A 15,342-nucleotide genomic window follows, 5' to 3' on the forward strand; every position below is an offset into this window, starting at 1 on the left:
TACTCTTGATCCAAAATTAACGAAGGCGCAGCATGCGCTCGACTTTTGCCACGTCAGACGGATGCAGCAAGCTGCTACCGCGCAGTTGACGCTTACGCTTGGTCGACATTTTGGTCAGGATGTGGCTCTTGAAAGCGTGCTTGTGCTTGATACCGTTAGCAGTTTTCAGAAACCGCTTAGCAGCACCACTTTTAGTCTTCATCTTTGGCATGTTCGGATACTCCGCATTCAGTTGATAAACATAATCAGAAGGCCTGCCGTGCCCTATTGATTACTTCTTCTTTTTCGGGGCGATGACCATGATCAGCTGGCGTCCTTCCATCTTAGGATGCTGTTCGACGGAACCGTACTCCAGCAGGTCAGCTTCAACCCGCTTGAGGAGTTCCATACCCAGCTCCTGGTGGGCCATCTCACGGCCGCGGAATCGCAAGGATACCTTGGCCCTGTCCCCATCACTCAGGAAACGTACCAGGTTGCGCAGTTTTACCTGGTAATCCCCTTCCTCCGTCCCTGGACGAAACTTGATTTCTTTAACCTGGATCTGCTTCTGGTTTTTCTTGGCTGCGGCAATCTGCTTCTTCTTCTCGAAGATCGATTTGCCGTAATCCATCAGCTTGCAGACAGGCGGTACAGCATCGGCGGAAATTTCCACCAAATCGAGCTTGGCTTCTTCAGCCTTAAGAAGCGCGTCTTCAATTGACACAATCCCAAGCTGCTCACCCTCAGCCCCAATTAACCGAACCTCGCGTGCCGAGATATTCTCGTTGATCGGGGCTTTCGGTGCAGCTCGTTTATCTTGTCTCATTTCACGCTTAATAATAATTACTCCGAATCTGGGCGACCACGCCGGGAAACCGCTTGCGCGAGGAACTCAGCGAACTGGGCGACGGGCATCGAGCCCAGGTCAGCACCTTCGCGAGTACGCACAGCGACAGTCTGCATCTCGACTTCCCGATCTCCGATAACCAAAAGATAGGGAACCTTGAGCAAAGTATGCTCGCGGATTTTAAAGCCGATCTTTTCATTTCTCAAGTCGGACTTGGCACGAAATCCGCTTTCGTTGAGTGTTTTTTCAACTTCAGCGGCAAAATCGGCCTGTTTATCAGTGATATTCATGATCACTGCCTGGGTCGGAGCCAGCCACGCAGGGAACGCGCCCTCGTAGTGCTCGATCAGGATCCCGACGAACCGCTCGAACGAGCCGAGGATCGCCCGGTGCAACATAACCGGGTGTTTACGGCTGTTGTCTTCGGAGACGTATTCGGCTCCCAGACGGATCGGCAGGTTAAAATCGAGCTGCAAGGTACCACATTGCCAGACACGGCCAAGGCAATCTTTCAGCGAAAATTCGATTTTAGGACCGTAGAAGGCCCCCTCACCCGGTTGCAGATCGTACGCAAGGCCCGCGCTATCTAGCGCTGCGGCCAGTGCAGCTTCGGCGCGATCCCACAGCTCGTCGGAGCCAACGCGTTTTTCCGGACGAGTGGACAGCTTCATCTCGACCTCGGTAAAGCCGAAATCGCGATAGACGTCCATGGTCAGCTTGATGAACGCAGCGGATTCGGCCTGCATCTGCTCTTCGGTGCAGAAGATGTGGGCGTCGTCCTGGGTGAAGCCGCGCACACGCATAATGCCGTGCAGCGCCCCCGATGGCTCGTTACGGTGGCAGGCACCGAACTCGGCCAGGCGCATCGGCAGCTCGCGGTAGCTTTTCAAGCCCTGATTGAACACTTGCACGTGGCACGGGCAGTTCATCGGCTTGATAGCGTAGTCGCGGCTTTCCGACTCGGTGGTGAACATATTGTCGGCGTAGTTGGCCCAGTGCCCGGATTTCTCCCACAGGCTGCGGTCAACCACCTGCGGCGTCTTGATCTCCAGGTAGCCGTTTTCACGCTGCACCTTGCGCATGTACTGTTCAAGCACCTGGTACAGGGTCCAGCCGTTCGGGTGCCAGAACACCATGCCCGGCGCTTCTTCCTGGAGGTGGAACAGGTTCAGGCGCTTGCCGATCTTGCGGTGGTCGCGCTTCTCAGCTTCTTCGATACGCTGGATGTAGGCCGCCAGCTGCTTCTTGTCAGCCCAGGCGGTACCGTAGACCCGTTGCAGTTGCTCGTTTTTCGCATCGCCGCGCCAGTAGGCGCCGGACAGCTTGGTCAGCTTGAACGACTTGAGGAAGCGCGTGTTCGGCACGTGCGGGCCACGGCACATGTCGACATATTCTTCGTGGTAATACAGGCCCATGGCCTGTTCGTCCGGCATGTCTTCCACCAGACGCAGCTTGTAGTCCTCGCCACGGGCGGTGAACACGTCGATCACTTCGGCGCGCGGCGTGACTTTCTTGATGACGTCGTAGTCTTTCTCGATCAGCGCGTGCATGCGCGCTTCGATGGCCGCCATGTCGTCCGGCGTAAAAGGACGCTCGTAGGCGATATCGTAATAGAAGCCTTCGTCGATGACCGGACCGATCACCATCTTCGCGGTGGGGTACAGCTGCTTGACCGCATGGCCAATCAGGTGTGCGCAAGAGTGGCGAATGATCTCCAGCCCCTCTTGATCCTTGGGCGTGATGATTTGCAAGGTGGCGTCGCTGGTGATCAGGTCGCTGGCGTCAACCAGCTTGCCGTCGACCTTGCCGGCCACGGTGGCCTTGGCCAGGCCTGCACCAATGGATGCGGCGACCTCGGCTACGGAAACCGGATGATCGAATGAACGTTGACTGCCGTCGGGAAGAGTAATAGTTGGCATGGCGCCTCCTCTCCTAGTGGTGACCCCTACCAAAGGTCACGTGGGTTGGGATGAGCCAGTACAAGATCCAACACCAGGCCGCTCATTGCTGAACGCCTGCCTTACAGCGGCAGGAGCCTTTCGGCCAACCGATAATCGAACCAGAGTGACTGGAGTTAAACAAAAGAGCCTGGCCAGAAAAAAGCCAGGTCGCTGATGCTAGCACAGATGAACGGTCAGGGTGCCGCCCCACGGCCGCGCAAAGGCAAACTCCAGGCTTTTACAGGCAAAAGTGAACTTGGGCTGTACGCCAGGCCTCAAACACACTGAAAATCGCCGTCCGTCATCTCGACTCAAGGAGCATCTAACCATGCGCAGCACCTCGATCTTTGCCCTTGCCGCTTCCCTGGCCCTGTTCTCGATTGGCGCACAAGCCGCCGCCCCCTCCAACTGGCCTGCCGGTGCCCGGGATGGCTTCGTCCAGGACTGCAGCGCCGCCGCCAGCCAGAACGTTGATGTCAAAACCGCCAAAGCCCATTGCGAATGCGGCGCGGACAAGATCAACGCGGAATTGAGCACTGCGGAAATCAAAGAACTGATGACCAACAAGAACGCCAGCCCGGAGCTTAAAAACAAAGCAGTGGCGGCTATTTCGTCCTGCAAAGTCGTGAAGAAAAAGTAAGCCAGACAGCCAATCAGACGGCCAATTGGCCCTGAAAACGGCCTGAAAATCGCCATTTCTCACAATTTACATTGCTTTTACGGCTTTTTTTACCAGTCGACATTTCACGCTAAAGCCCCGTAAACCGGGGCTTACAGCCAACCACGGCACTGCAGGCAACGCGATTGGTTAGCAAACAGTGCCTTGGGGGGGCTCCCAAGTCGAACATTTCGACTATGATACCCCGGTGTGCCCAGTTGGCCTGAGCAGCACAGCACTACTGAAAATATATGTTTCTTGGAGATACACCATGTCTAATCGCCAAACCGGCACCGTTAAATGGTTCAACGATGAAAAAGGCTTCGGCTTCATCACTCCTCAAGGTGGCGGTGACGACCTGTTCGTACACTTCAAAGCTATCGAAAGCGACGGTTTCAAAAGCCTGAAAGAAGGCCAAACCGTTTCCTTCGTGGCTGAGAAAGGCCAAAAGGGTATGCAAGCTGCACAGGTTCGCCCAGAGTAATTTCTGAGCCGATCTAAAAAACCCCGTCCATGTGACGGGGTTTTTTATGGCTCAGGCAAAAGCGTTGCGCTATCAACCGCAATTGATGCGGGTAATCACCAGGTTGTCATCGGTGTTGAGGTTCAAGCGATCAGAGCGGTATTCGAGGGTGACCATATCGTTGGGCTTGAGAATACGTGCATTCTGCGCGCCTGCGCGGGTACGGGCCTGTTCCAGCAGTTGTGGCGAGGCCTTCTGGCCGATTGCAAACTGCGCAGCCTTCGCTTCGCAGCGCGTATGAACAGGCTCAGCCACGGCCGTGTCTTTGGCTGGCTCAGAGGTACCCGAAGTGCTGCAACCCGCCAGGACAGCTGCTGCCAACAAAGTACCGAATGATGCGAGCTTCCAAGGCATGAAGCCTCCTTTGATAAAAAATGGACAGAGATCGTGCGACCGTGATTTGGCCAATTGGTTTCAGAATTGTCACAATTGGCCGTAGGCAAGTCTGCCTGACTCAACACCATGGCCCGATGAATCAATCGTCACCAGATATGAATAAGTGTCAGTAGATATCGATGTAGTCAAACGACGGCTTCGGCCAGTTCTGCTTCAGCGCATTGAAAATCTGCATCACCCATACCTCATCACTGGCCGCCACCTTGCCCACATAGCCCGACCCTGCCGCCCAGGTCTCCAGGCGAAACAGCAACCCATCAACCTGCATGCCTCCTACCACGCAGGAAGAAATATAGGCGATACCGGCCTTGGTAACCCGTAGCTGGGTGTGCTGATCGTCACTGGCACTGGCAATCATTTGGCGAACAGCTGCCAATGTGAGGTTCTTGGGGTTGGTCAAATCGATGTGCACGCGGCTTGTCCTGGCAGTTAAACAGAGCACCAGTGTCGCACAGCGCCCTCCTCATGCCTAAGTAGCCGTGCCAAACGCAGCGCAAAATGGTTAACTCTGTAGGCCAGTCCAGCCTATGCGAGCCGCGAGAACCCGATGACCATCGTTACCATCAATGCCGATATCAAGGCCAAGTGGCCCCAAGGGCAAAGTTCCTACAGCCCTGGCAGCCCGGAAGAATTGGCAATCATCGGCATAGACCTGCTGGTCAAGGAGCTGGGCACCCAGGCCGCGCAAGCCTTTATCAGCCAGGTATTCGAGAAATACCCGGCCGAGCACATGGGGGTCGAAGACCCCCTGCGCGAATAGACGCCGGCCAGCGAGCGCCGACCGACAAGCGGCTTACTTCAGGCGCGCAAGGCGCTCGGTGAGCAGGTCGAAAAAGCCCTGGGCATTGCCGTTTTCCACCCAGAACACATTCTTGTCGTGCTTGAGGCCATCGTACCAATCGACGATGGTCTGGCCGAACGTCGGGCCTTCACGGCTATCGACCACCATATTGGCCTGGCGCCCGGTAAACAGCTCAGGCTTGAGCAGGTAAGCGATCACAGTGGCATCGTGCACCGGGCCACCCGACATGCCGTAGTGCTCCATATCGCCCTTGACGTATTCGTTGAGAATATCGCCGACCACTTTGCTGGCATTGTTCTTCAGGTCAGCGATTTTCTGCAGGCGCGCTTCGCTGGTGAGGATCTTGTGGGTCACATCCAGCGGCAGGTAGGTCAGCTTGACACCACTTTTAAGCACGATTTCAGCCGCCACCGGATCGGCAAACAGGTTGAACTCGGCCACCGGCGTAATATTGCCACCATTGAAGTGCGCGCCGCCCATGACCACCACTTCCTTGATGCCCTGGGTGATATGTGGCGCCTGGGTCAGCGCCAGCGCCAGGTTGGTCTGTGGGCCGAGCATGGCAATGGTGATGCTATGGGGCTTGGCGGTGCTCAGGGTCTTGATCAAGTAGTCGACCGCATTGCCTTCGGCCAGGCCTTTTTTCGGCTCGTGCACGGTGACACCGGAAATGCCTTCCTTGCCATGGATGTTCTCGGCATAGATCGGCGTGCGCAGCAACGGCTGCGGCGCGCCGGCATACACGGGGATCTCTTCGCGCCCTGCCCACTCACGGGCCAGGCGCGCATTACGCGAGGTCTTGTCCAGCCGCACGTTGCCGGCCACGGTGGTCAATGCCCGAATGTCCAGCTCCTGCGGCGACGCCATCGCAAACAGCAACGCCACTACGTCATCAGCGCCCGGATCGGTATCAATGATCAGGTCGATTTTTTCCGCCGCCTGGGCGCTTGCAGCAGTTAGCACGGACAAAAGCAGCACACTCCGAAACAGATGTCGCAAGGTTGGGGTTCTACGTTGCATGACGCACTCCTTGTCACTGTGGGAAAAACTAGAAAGTCACGCCAGACACCAGCGCGATATTGCAGTAGGGCTGGCACTCGCCAGTACGCACCACCGCGCGCGCCTTGTGGCTGAGCGATTTGAACGCTTCATGACTGAGCAGATGGCGCTCACCCAACTCGCCATCCAGCGCGTTGAGACCAGCCAGCGCCGGCGGCTGCCGGAGCAGGATTTCCTCGGCCAATACGTGGCTTTCAACCTGCATCTCGCTGAGCACCACGCGCAGGGTGCTGATGAAGTCGGGGATGCCCTGGGTCAGCGCCAGATCGATCAATTCCACACCCGGCGGCACCGGCAGGCCGGCATCGCCGATCACCAGGATGTCGCCATGCCCCAGGGAGGCGATCAGTCGCGACAGGGCAATATTGAGCAGGGGCGTCTTTTTCATGGGTGAACAAAGCCTTGAACGTCGTGCAACGTAGGAATAGAGGGTTGCGCCCCGGCACGGGTGACCGACAGGGCCGCCGCAACCTGGCCAAAACGGATGGCCTCGGCCTCGCTCTGGCCGTTGGCCAGCGCTGCCGCAAAGCCGCCGACAAAAGTGTCGCCCGCCGCCGTGGTATCCACGGCCTGGACCTTGGGCGCCAGCAGATGCTCGAAACCCCGGCCATCGGCGAGCAGCGCGCCCTGCGAGCCAAGAGTCACGATCACCTTGCCCGCCCCGGCTTTTAGCAGATGAGTGGCCGCGACCCTCGCCGCGTCCAGGGAATCCACCGGTACGCCGCTCAAGGCCGACGCTTCGCTTTCGTTGGGGATCAGGTAATCGATGGCGGCGTACCAGTCTGCCGGCAATGGGCCGCTGGCCGGCGCCGGGTTGAGGATCACCGTCTTGCCCAATTCGCGACCGCGCTTGAGGGCATAGCCCACGGTGTCCATGGGCACTTCTAACTGGCAGACAATCACCCTGGCCGCCTGCAGCACCGCATCGAACGCCAGCAGCGAGGCAGGTGTCAGTTGGCCATTACTGCCAGCCACAATCACGATCGCATTCTGGCTGCTGTCATCGACCACAATCAGCGCGACGCCACTGGAGCCCTGCACCTCACTGACGGCCTGGCAGTCAATACCTTCAACCACCAACGCATCGCGCAACTGCGCGCCATAGGCATCGCTGCCCACGCAGCCGATCATTGCCACCTCAGCACCGAGACGCGCCGCCGCGACCGCCTGGTTGGCGCCCTTGCCGCCCGGGACAGTGGCAAACGACTGGCCGACCAGGGTCTCACCGGCACGGGGCAGCCGGCTGGCCCGGGTCACCAGGTCCATATTCAGGCTGCCTACTACCACTACTGTTGCTGGCATACATCAATACTCATCAATTCGTTCAACGGTTGGAGGCAAACACAGCAGCCAATGGCGCCGTAGACTCACGCAAGACAATGCTCGGCGTGACAATGCGCTGGTCAACCGGCAATTGCGGGGTCGCAATCCGTCGTAATAACAACTCCGCCGCCATCTCCCCCAATTGCAGGATCGACTGGCCCACGGTGGTCAACGCCGGGTACACATAGCGGCTCATTTGAATGTCATCAAAACCAATCACTGACAGCTCGGCCGGCACCCGCAGGTTGCGCTCGGCCGCCGCCCGCAACACACCGAAACCAATCATGTCGTTGCCGGCGAAGATCGCACTGGGCGGGTTGTCCGCCAGCAACTGCACCGCCGCCCCATAACCACCAGTGCTGGTGAAATCGCTTTCCAGCACACGGCTGGCGGGCACTGTGATCCCGGCCTCCAGCAGCGCCCGCTGGTAACCGGCCAAGCGCATCTGTGCCACACGCGTATGTGCGGGCCCGCCGATACAGGCGATATCCCGGTGCCCCAGCGCCAGCAAATGCCGGGTCGCCAGGTACGCGCCCTGCTCGTGATCGATGCGCACCAGGTCCACGTCAATGCCCTCCAGGCCACGGTCGACAATGACCATGGGCGTGCGCACCGCCTTGAGGCCCGTGGCCAGGCCGCTGTCATCGCCACCGACCGAGGTGACGATCAAGCCGTCGATGCGTTTTTCCAGCAATACTCGCAAATAGTTGCGCTGTTTCTCGGCGTTATCGTCGGAATTGCACAGGATCACGCAATAACCATTGCGCTCGCAGTAGTCCTCGATGCCCCTGGCCAGCTCCGCGAAATACGGGTTGAGGCTGTTGGGCACCAACAGGCCGATGGTCGCCGTGGTCTTGGCTTTCAGCGAGCGGGCGACTGCGCTGGGTACATAGTCCAACTGCTTGATCGCGGCTTCGACCTTGAGCCGCACCGGCTCGCTGACCGGGCGCGTCCTGTTCACCACATGGGAGACCGTGGTGTAGGAAATACCCGCAAGCGCCGCCACATCCTTGATGGTTGCCATGGCTTAGCCTCGCCGGCTGGCGCGTTGACTGCGGTAGGTGTCGAGCACCACGGCAATCACGATAACGGCGCCGGTAATGATGCGTTTGGTCGGCTCGGTCGCGCCGATCTGCGCCAGGCCGGCCGCCAGTACGGAAATGATCAGCACCCCGAAGAACGTGCTGATCACCGAGCCACGCCCGCCCATCAGGCTGGTGCCACCAATCACCACGGCGGCAATCACCTGTAACTCCAGGCCGGAACCGGCATTCGGGTCGGCCGCTTCCAGGCGGGAAATCTGGAACAGCGCCGCCACCCCGGCCAACAACCCCATCAGGCTGAATACCAGGATCTTGTAGGGTTTTGGATTGATGCCTGCCAGGCGCACCGCCTCTTCATTGGTGCCGATGCCGATCAGGTAGCGGCCAAATACGGTACGCGTCAGCACCGCCTGGGCCACGATAATCACCAGCAGCGCAATGATGAACGAGGGCGAGATCCCAAAGGCCACCGGGTTGGACAGCCAGGCGAAGGAGTCGCCGATATAGGCGGTACGCGACCCCGTCATCTGGTAGGCCGCGCCACGGGCCATTTCCAGCACACCCAGGGACACAATGAACGATGGAATCCGCCAGGCCACGGTGATCGAGCCGGTAATGGTCCCGGCCAATGCCGCACAGCCCATGCCCAGCAATGCCGCCGGGATCACGCTCCAGCCCCAGCCCAGGATCGCCACGCTGACCGCAGACGCGGCCAAGGCCAAGACCGAGCCCACCGACAGGTCAATGCCGCCGATGATCAGGATGAACGTCATGCCCACCGCCAGCACCATCAGGTCGGGAATCTGGTTGGCGATGGTGCTGAAGGTGTCATAGGACCAAAAGTGACTGCTCAGGGCCGAGAACAGCGCAATCATGGCCATCAAGGCGCCTGCCAGGCCCAGGTAAGTGCCCAGGCCGTAGAAATTGCCGCCGGCTTTTGTAGTAGAAGTTGCTGATTTCATGGGGTTGTCCTGGGCGCGGCTTCATTGAGCAACGCGTCACGTTTCTGATAGCCGGCAAATGCGGCGGCAAGCAATTCGTCCTGGGTCCAGTCGGCACGCTCGAAGGTCTCGATCAAGCGCCCGGCAGACAGCACACCGATGCGGTCGCAGATCAGCATCAGCTCGCGCAGGTCGCTGGACACCACCACCAGCGCCTTGCCCTGGCGGGTCAAGTCGCCAAGCAGCGCATAGATATCAAACTTGGCGCCCACATCGATGCCACGGGTGGGCTCATCAAACAGCATCACCGCGCAATCGCGCTCCAGCCAGCGGCCGATCACCACTTTTTGCTGATTGCCGCCCGACAGCTCGGACACCAATTGCGCCGGGCTGGAGCTGCGAATACGCATGGCGTCGATCTGCCGCTTGGCCAGGGCCGTTTCGTCGCGCCCATTGACCAGGCCGGCGCTGGACACCTTGGCCATATTGCCCAGGGCCGTGTTGGCGCTGATGGACTGGCTGAGCAACAGGCCCTCGCCCTTGCGATCCTCGGTGATCAGGGCAATGCCATGGCCTACTGCATCCACCGGCGAGCGAATACTCACCACCCGCGCCGGCGAACCGAGGGCGACCGTGCCACTGTCGGCCAGGTCGGCGCCAAAGATCAGGCGCAGCAATTCGGTGCGGCCAGCACCGATCAATCCCGAAATGCCGTAGATTTCACCGGCGCGCACTTCAAAGGACACATCGCGAACCTTGTCCCCACGGGTCAGGCCCGTGACCGTCAAAGCCGGTGCGCCGATGGTGCGCGGGCCAAGGTCGATGTGCTCGCCCAACTCGCGGCCGACCATCAGCGTGACCAGTTGCTCACTGTTGTAATTGGCCATCGGCTCGACACACACCAACTGGCCATCACGCAGCACGGCAATGCGCTGGGCCACCCGCGCCAGCTCTTCCAGGCGATGGGAAATATAAATAATGGCCACGCCCCGGGCCTGCAGGCGAGTGATTTGCGCAAACAGCATCTCGACTTCACGGGCGGTGAGCATGGCCGTCGGCTCGTCGAGGATCAGCACATGGCAGTCACCGATCAGGTTGCGGGCAATCTCGACCATCTGTTGATGGCCAATGCCCAGGCTGCCGACCAACGTATCCGGGTCGATCGCATCCAGGCCCACTTGCGCCATGGCCTCGATCGCGGCCTTGCGCAATTGCTTGCGGCTGATCCAGCCACCGCGACTGGGCAGGTTGTCGAGGAACAGGTTTTCGGCCACGGTCAGGGTCGGCAGCAGGTTGAGCTCCTGCATGACCATGCGCACGCCCTGCTTTTCCGCCTGGGTCCGGCTGGCCGGGGTGTAATCCTGGCCATTGAACTGCATCTGCCCGGTGGTGGGCGTGACCAGGCCGCCGATGATCTTCGACAGGGTGCTTTTGCCCGCGCCATTCTCACCGGTCAGCGCCAACACTTCACCGCGATTAAGCGTCAGGGTGATGTCGGACAGCACTGGCTGGGCATAAGTCTTACCGATACCACGGACCGAGAGGACAGTGGCCGGTGCGGAAGATGACATAGGAAAATCTCCAGGCGCCCGCTCGACGGGAGCGGGCGCTGTAATGCGCAACCAGGGATTATTGCTTGAGGATGAGCTCTACCGGCGTTTCGATCACGCCGCCCACGGACTCGACCTTTTCACCCTTGACCAGCTTCAACGCATTCTGGATGCCAAACACCGCTTGCTGTGCAGCGGCCTGGTCGGCAGTGGCCAGGACGCGACCGTCCTTGAGCATCGGCTTGATCGCGGCGATGTTGTCGTAGCCCACCACCTGCACCTTGCCGGCCTTGCCCGCGGCGCGCACCGCAGAAACGGCGCCCAGGGCCATATTGTCGTTACCGGCCAGCAGCGCCTTGAGGTCCGGGTATTCGCTCAACATGGCCGCCGCCACTTTGTTGCCCTGGTCGATTTCCCAATTACCGGACTGCACGGAAACAATCTTCATACCGGCCGCATCCATCGCCTCCTTGAACCCGGCGGTGCGTTGCTGGGCGTTGGTGGTGGTCGGCACGCCTTCGATAATCCCAACCTTGTCGCCGCTCGCCAGTTGCTTGGCCAGGTACTCGCCGACCAGGCGCGCGCCCTTGCGGTTATCCGGGCCGACAAAGGGAACATCGAGGTTTTTGCTTTTCAGCACTGCGGGGTCGAGGCGGTTATCAATGTTGACCACCTTGATCCCTTCCTTGGAGGCTTTCCTCAGGACGTTGACCAGGGCCTTGGAGTCAGCGGGCGCGATGACGATCGCGTTGACTTTGGCGAGGATCATCTGGTTGACGATATCGATCTGGGCCGACGTATCGGTTTCGTTCTTGATCCCGTTGGTGATCATGTCGAAATCGGCGGCATGGGCTTTCTGATAGTCCTTGGCACCGTCTTGCATGGTGACGAAAAACTCATTGGCCAGGGATTTCATTACCAGACCGACCTTGGGTTTGGCGGTGGCGTCATCAGCGAATGCAGAGGACAGAGGCAGGGCAGCGGATGCGGCAGCCAGTACAGCGACAGACAGCAGACGTCCAGCAAATGGCAGCTTCATGGGTTCACTCCGATCTTATGATTATTGTGAGCAACGCCTGCACCTTCACCTCACTCACGGAGTGCTCGTGAAACATCTCGCAAACGTTTGCGTTAAGCAAACTATGCGAAGACTGCCGAAATTTGTCAACGAAAGAAAAGTGCTTTTTCCTCGCGGGCTCTACCTCCTGCCTTACAACTCGCGCGCCTTCGTGGCTAAACATCCGGGCCGGGGGATCGTTCTCTAAAACGACAGGCCCGCTGGAACATTTCAGGAGAGTCACCCGGATTTTTCCAGGGTAATTTTCGGACAACCGAACGCCGGAGCCCTCCAGCGTTCGGAAATTCGGACACGCGTGGAAGGCAACAAATCAGCGAACGATAAAAAAATGATTTAAATCAATAAGTTAAAATCAATCCCCAAACAAAATACGGCTGGTACAAATCCTGCTGCTAATCCACACCTTGTGGCGCTCAGCGCAGCCCGGGGTGTTCTGGATGAACCTGCACACGCACTCATCAAAACTAGAGAGAAAAATAATGAAATCTGCACTCAAGAACTTTGTTCCGGGCGCTTTAGCCCTGCTGCTGCTCTTCCCGGTTGCCGCCCAGGCCAAGGAAGTTGAATCCAAGACCAAGCTGTCCAACGTGGTCGTGCTGGCCACTGGCGGCACCATTGCCGGCGCTGGCGCCAGTGCGGCCAACAGCGCCACCTACCAGGCGGCCAAGGTCGGTATCGAACAACTGATCGCCGGCATTCCCGAACTCAGCCAGATCGCCAACGTGCGTGGCGAGCAAGTGATGCAAATTGCTTCCGAGAGCATCACCAACGAAAACCTGCTGCAACTGGGCCGCCGTGTCGCGGAACTGGCCGACAGCAAGGACGTGGACGGCATCGTGATCACCCACGGCACCGACACCCTCGAAGAAACCGCCTACTTCCTCAACCTGGTGGAAAAGACCGACAAGCCAATCGTGGTCGTGGGCTCCATGCGCCCAGGCACGGCCATGTCGGCCGACGGCATGCTCAACCTGTACAACGCCGTGGCCGTTGCCGGTAGCAAAGACGCACGCGGCAAAGGCGTACTGGTGACCATGAACGACGAGATCCAATCGGGTCGCGACGTCAGCAAGATGATCAACATCAAGACCGAAGCGTTCAAAAGCGCCTGGGGCCCACTGGGCATGGTCGTAGAAGGCAAATCCTACTGGTTCCGCCAGCCGGCCAAGCGTCACACCATGAACTCGGAGTTCGATATCAAGAACATCAAGAGCCTGCCGGACGTTGAAATTGCCTACGGCTATGGCAACGTCAGCGACACCGCCTACAAAGCCCTGGCCCAGGCTGGCGCCAAAGCCATCATCCATGCCGGCACCGGCAATGGCTCGGTACCGGCCAAGGTAGTGCCTGCCCTGCAGGAACTGCGTAAGGAAGGCGTGCAAATCATTCGCTCTTCCCACGTCAATGCCGGCGGTTTCGTTCTGCGCAATGCCGAACAGCCTGACGACAAATACGACTGGGTCGTGGCTCATGACCTGAACCCGCAAAAAGCCCGCATCCTGGCCATGGTCGCCCTGACCAAGACCCAGGACAGCAAAGAACTGCAACGCATGTTCTGGGAATACTGAGTCACTGATACACCCCTTGTAGGAGTCGGCCAGCCGGCTCCTACACAATCCTCGCTGTACACCACCCCGCACAAACCGTTGTCACACGGACCTCTTGAATTTTAAGCAGTTGCGAATTTCCTCACAGTTAAATACTGTATGTTCGTACAGCTAATTAAGGATTCCTTCGTGGCCAAGCCCTCCTCCGCAGCACCGACACCTCCCGACGCCTACCAACGCCTGGCAATCCGGGTGCAAAAAATCATCAATTCCACCAACGCCCAAAAAGCCAAGGCTGCGTTGATTTTTCGCCTGCCGGAGGAACCGGAGGACGAGTGGGCACGACTACTGGAGGAAATCGCAGAAAACGACAACGTCACCCTCGCCTATCGCGATGATGGTGGCGTGCAGATTTTCTGGGTCGTACCGAAGGAAGATTGAGTCAATGAGTGTCCGTTTTATTGCCCTGCTCTGTGTCTTTTTTGCCACCGCCGCCCACGCCCAAGCCCCACGCACCTTCAGCGAAGCCAAGAAAATCGCCTGGAAACTTTACGCCCCGCAATCCACAGAGTTCTATTGCGGCTGCAAATACACGGGGAACCGGGTAGACCTGAAAGCCTGCGGCTACATCCCGCGCAAGAATGCCAACCGGGCGGCGCGCATCGAGTGGGAACACATTGTCCCGGCGTGGCAGATCGGCCATCAGCGCCAATGCTGGCAAGACGGCGGCCGCAAGAACTGCACGCGCACCGACACCGTCTTCAAGCGCGCCGAAGCCGACCTGCACAACCTGGTGCCGAGCATCGGCGAGGTCAATGGCGATCGCAACAACTTCAGTTTTGGCTGGTTGCCGGTGCAGAGCGGGCAATATGGTTCATGCCTGACCCAGGTGGACTTCAAGGCCAAGAAGGTCATGCCCAGGCCATCCATCCGCGGCATGATTGCCCGGACATACTTTTATATGAGTAAACAATACGGCCTGCGCCTGTCGAAACAGGACCGCCAACTGTATGAAGCCTGGAACCGCACCTACCCCGTGCAGCCTTGGGAACGCCAGCGCAACCAGACCGTGGCCTGCGTGATGGGGCGTGGCAATGAGTTCGTCGGCCCGGTGAACCTGAAGGCCTGCGGATAAACGCGAGCGGGGTCCGCCGACCCCGCCAGCCACCGTATTACGGACGGGCCTTGTGCTCGATCACCAGCGACTCGGCGTCGGTCTTCTTCTTTTTCACCAGCCGTTCCTGCAATTGGGTCTGTTTTGCCTCTGCCTCGGCCTTGCTGGCGAATGGCCCCAACAGCACCAGGTCCTTGCCGTCTTCCTTGGCCAGGTAGAACGTAAAGCCGTTTTCCAGCAACCAGGCGGTCAGGTCGGTCAGTGCCTGCAATTTGTTGTCGGGCGAGCGCACCAGGATATCCCACTGCACAGCGGCAACCGCAGGCGCCTGGGCCTTGGCAGCCTCAGCCTTGTCTCGGGGGGTGTCGAGGTTGGGCCCGTCACCGCATCCGGCCAACGCCAATACCACAATTGCCATCGCTACTTTACGCACTGCCCTGCCCCTTTAACGATCAAAGAGGCAACTTTATCATTCACTGTCTATTCTGGCCGTCATAAACGTTGGCTTAAACATTGCGAAGGATGTTTCCCAGACCTGTATG

19 protein-coding genes are annotated in these 15,342 nt (G+C 58.9%); 6 read left to right on the forward strand and 13 right to left on the reverse strand.

Annotation, left to right across the window (positions count from 1 at the left end; genetic code table 11):
• Positions 1-16: 16 nt before the first annotated feature.
• From rpmI to thrS, 3 genes are read right to left on the reverse strand one after another with little or no spacing between them, the layout of a single operon-like run.
• The gene (gene rpmI, locus AC07W7_RS18225) at positions 17-211 is read right to left on the reverse strand and encodes a 50S ribosomal protein L35 (protein WP_002553160.1); all 195 of its coding nucleotides are present in this window, start codon (positions 209-211) and stop codon (positions 17-19) included.
• A 60-nt stretch (positions 212-271) separates the two neighbouring features.
• Positions 272-823, reverse strand: a complete 552-nt coding sequence (gene infC, locus AC07W7_RS18230; RefSeq protein WP_169851780.1) for a translation initiation factor IF-3 — start codon at positions 821-823, stop codon at positions 272-274.
• Positions 823-2,745, reverse strand: coding sequence for a threonine--tRNA ligase (gene thrS, locus AC07W7_RS18235; RefSeq protein ID WP_076964963.1), 1,923 nt, complete (start codon positions 2,743-2,745; stop codon positions 823-825). Before thrS ends, infC begins: the two co-directional genes overlap by 1 nt.
• Positions 2,746-3,094: 349 nt before the next feature.
• On the opposite strand from thrS, the gene AC07W7_RS18240 reads away from it, so the two are divergent.
• Both AC07W7_RS18240 and AC07W7_RS18245 read left to right on the forward strand, forming a co-directional pair.
• On the forward strand, positions 3,095-3,406 hold the full coding sequence (locus AC07W7_RS18240; RefSeq protein WP_076964964.1) for a hypothetical protein: 312 nt from the start codon (positions 3,095-3,097) through the stop codon (positions 3,404-3,406).
• Between the two features lie 289 nt (positions 3,407-3,695).
• Positions 3,696-3,908 (forward strand): cold-shock protein, encoded by a 213-nt coding sequence (locus AC07W7_RS18245; protein ID WP_003179963.1) that lies wholly within the window; start codon positions 3,696-3,698, stop codon positions 3,906-3,908.
• Positions 3,909-3,980: 72 nt separating this feature from the next.
• Here AC07W7_RS18245 and AC07W7_RS18250 read toward each other — a convergent pair whose 3' ends face one another.
• Together AC07W7_RS18250 and AC07W7_RS18255 are read right to left on the reverse strand one after the other, a co-directional pair.
• Positions 3,981-4,301: an I78 family peptidase inhibitor gene (locus tag AC07W7_RS18250; protein ID WP_076964965.1), complete on the reverse strand. Its 321-nt coding sequence runs from the start codon at positions 4,299-4,301 to the stop codon at positions 3,981-3,983.
• Positions 4,302-4,449: 148 nt separating this feature from the next.
• The gene (locus AC07W7_RS18255) at positions 4,450-4,755 is read right to left on the reverse strand and encodes a hypothetical protein (protein ID WP_076964966.1); all 306 of its coding nucleotides are present in this window, start codon (positions 4,753-4,755) and stop codon (positions 4,450-4,452) included.
• Positions 4,756-4,890: 135 nt separating this feature from the next.
• Here AC07W7_RS18255 and AC07W7_RS18260 point away from each other — a divergent pair, with 135 nt between their 5' ends.
• Positions 4,891-5,103 carry a hypothetical protein gene (locus AC07W7_RS18260; protein ID WP_076964967.1) on the forward strand — a complete coding sequence of 71 codons (213 nt, stop codon included), beginning with the start codon at positions 4,891-4,893 and terminating at the stop codon, positions 5,101-5,103.
• 33 nt (positions 5,104-5,136) lie between these two features.
• Here the strand turns inward: AC07W7_RS18260 and AC07W7_RS18265 are convergent, their stop codons facing one another.
• From AC07W7_RS18265 to AC07W7_RS18295, 7 genes are read right to left on the reverse strand one after another with little or no spacing between them, the layout of a single operon-like run.
• On the reverse strand, positions 5,137-6,165 hold the full coding sequence (locus AC07W7_RS18265) for a nucleoside hydrolase (protein ID WP_076964968.1): 1,029 nt from the start codon (positions 6,163-6,165) through the stop codon (positions 5,137-5,139).
• Positions 6,166-6,193: 28 nt separating this feature from the next.
• Positions 6,194-6,592 carry a D-ribose pyranase gene (gene rbsD, locus AC07W7_RS18270; protein ID WP_076964969.1) on the reverse strand — a complete coding sequence of 133 codons (399 nt, stop codon included), beginning with the start codon at positions 6,590-6,592 and terminating at the stop codon, positions 6,194-6,196.
• Positions 6,589-7,506 (reverse strand): ribokinase, encoded by a 918-nt coding sequence (gene rbsK / locus AC07W7_RS18275; RefSeq protein WP_076964970.1) that lies wholly within the window; start codon positions 7,504-7,506, stop codon positions 6,589-6,591. The genes rbsD and rbsK overlap by 4 nt, the downstream gene beginning before the upstream one ends.
• Positions 7,507-7,528: 22 nt before the next feature.
• Positions 7,529-8,551 carry a LacI family DNA-binding transcriptional regulator gene (locus AC07W7_RS18280; RefSeq protein ID WP_076964971.1) on the reverse strand — a complete coding sequence of 341 codons (1,023 nt, stop codon included), beginning with the start codon at positions 8,549-8,551 and terminating at the stop codon, positions 7,529-7,531.
• Positions 8,552-8,554: 3 nt separating this feature from the next.
• On the reverse strand, positions 8,555-9,532 hold the full coding sequence (locus AC07W7_RS18285; RefSeq protein ID WP_076964972.1) for an ABC transporter permease: 978 nt from the start codon (positions 9,530-9,532) through the stop codon (positions 8,555-8,557).
• Positions 9,529-11,082, reverse strand: a complete 1,554-nt coding sequence (locus AC07W7_RS18290; RefSeq protein WP_169900439.1) for a sugar ABC transporter ATP-binding protein — start codon at positions 11,080-11,082, stop codon at positions 9,529-9,531. The genes AC07W7_RS18285 and AC07W7_RS18290 overlap by 4 nt, the downstream gene beginning before the upstream one ends.
• 58 nt (positions 11,083-11,140) lie before the next feature.
• Complete coding sequence (locus AC07W7_RS18295) at positions 11,141-12,100, reverse strand: sugar ABC transporter substrate-binding protein (RefSeq protein WP_495039845.1); 960 nt, start codon at positions 12,098-12,100, stop codon at positions 11,141-11,143.
• A gap of 518 nt (positions 12,101-12,618) precedes the next feature.
• Between AC07W7_RS18295 and AC07W7_RS18300 the strand changes: the two genes are divergently transcribed.
• The 3 genes from AC07W7_RS18300 (at position 12,619) to AC07W7_RS18310 (ending at position 14,821) form a co-directional block, all read left to right on the forward strand.
• The gene (locus AC07W7_RS18300; RefSeq protein WP_057438625.1) at positions 12,619-13,707 is read left to right on the forward strand and encodes an asparaginase; all 1,089 of its coding nucleotides are present in this window, start codon (positions 12,619-12,621) and stop codon (positions 13,705-13,707) included.
• Positions 13,708-13,875: 168 nt separating this feature from the next.
• A complete protein-coding gene (locus AC07W7_RS18305; RefSeq protein ID WP_083743126.1) occupies positions 13,876-14,127 on the forward strand; it encodes a DUF1654 domain-containing protein in 252 nt (83 codons plus the stop codon).
• A 4-nt stretch (positions 14,128-14,131) separates the two neighbouring features.
• A complete protein-coding gene (locus AC07W7_RS18310; RefSeq protein WP_099168902.1) occupies positions 14,132-14,821 on the forward strand; it encodes an endonuclease in 690 nt (229 codons plus the stop codon).
• A gap of 37 nt (positions 14,822-14,858) precedes the next feature.
• On the opposite strand, the gene AC07W7_RS18315 is transcribed toward AC07W7_RS18310, so the two are convergent.
• On the reverse strand, positions 14,859-15,233 hold the full coding sequence (locus AC07W7_RS18315; RefSeq protein ID WP_495039846.1) for an SPOR domain-containing protein: 375 nt from the start codon (positions 15,231-15,233) through the stop codon (positions 14,859-14,861).
• Positions 15,234-15,342: the final 109 nt, after the last annotated feature.

This window comes from Pseudomonas sp. GW821-FHT01D09, assembly GCF_059422465.1.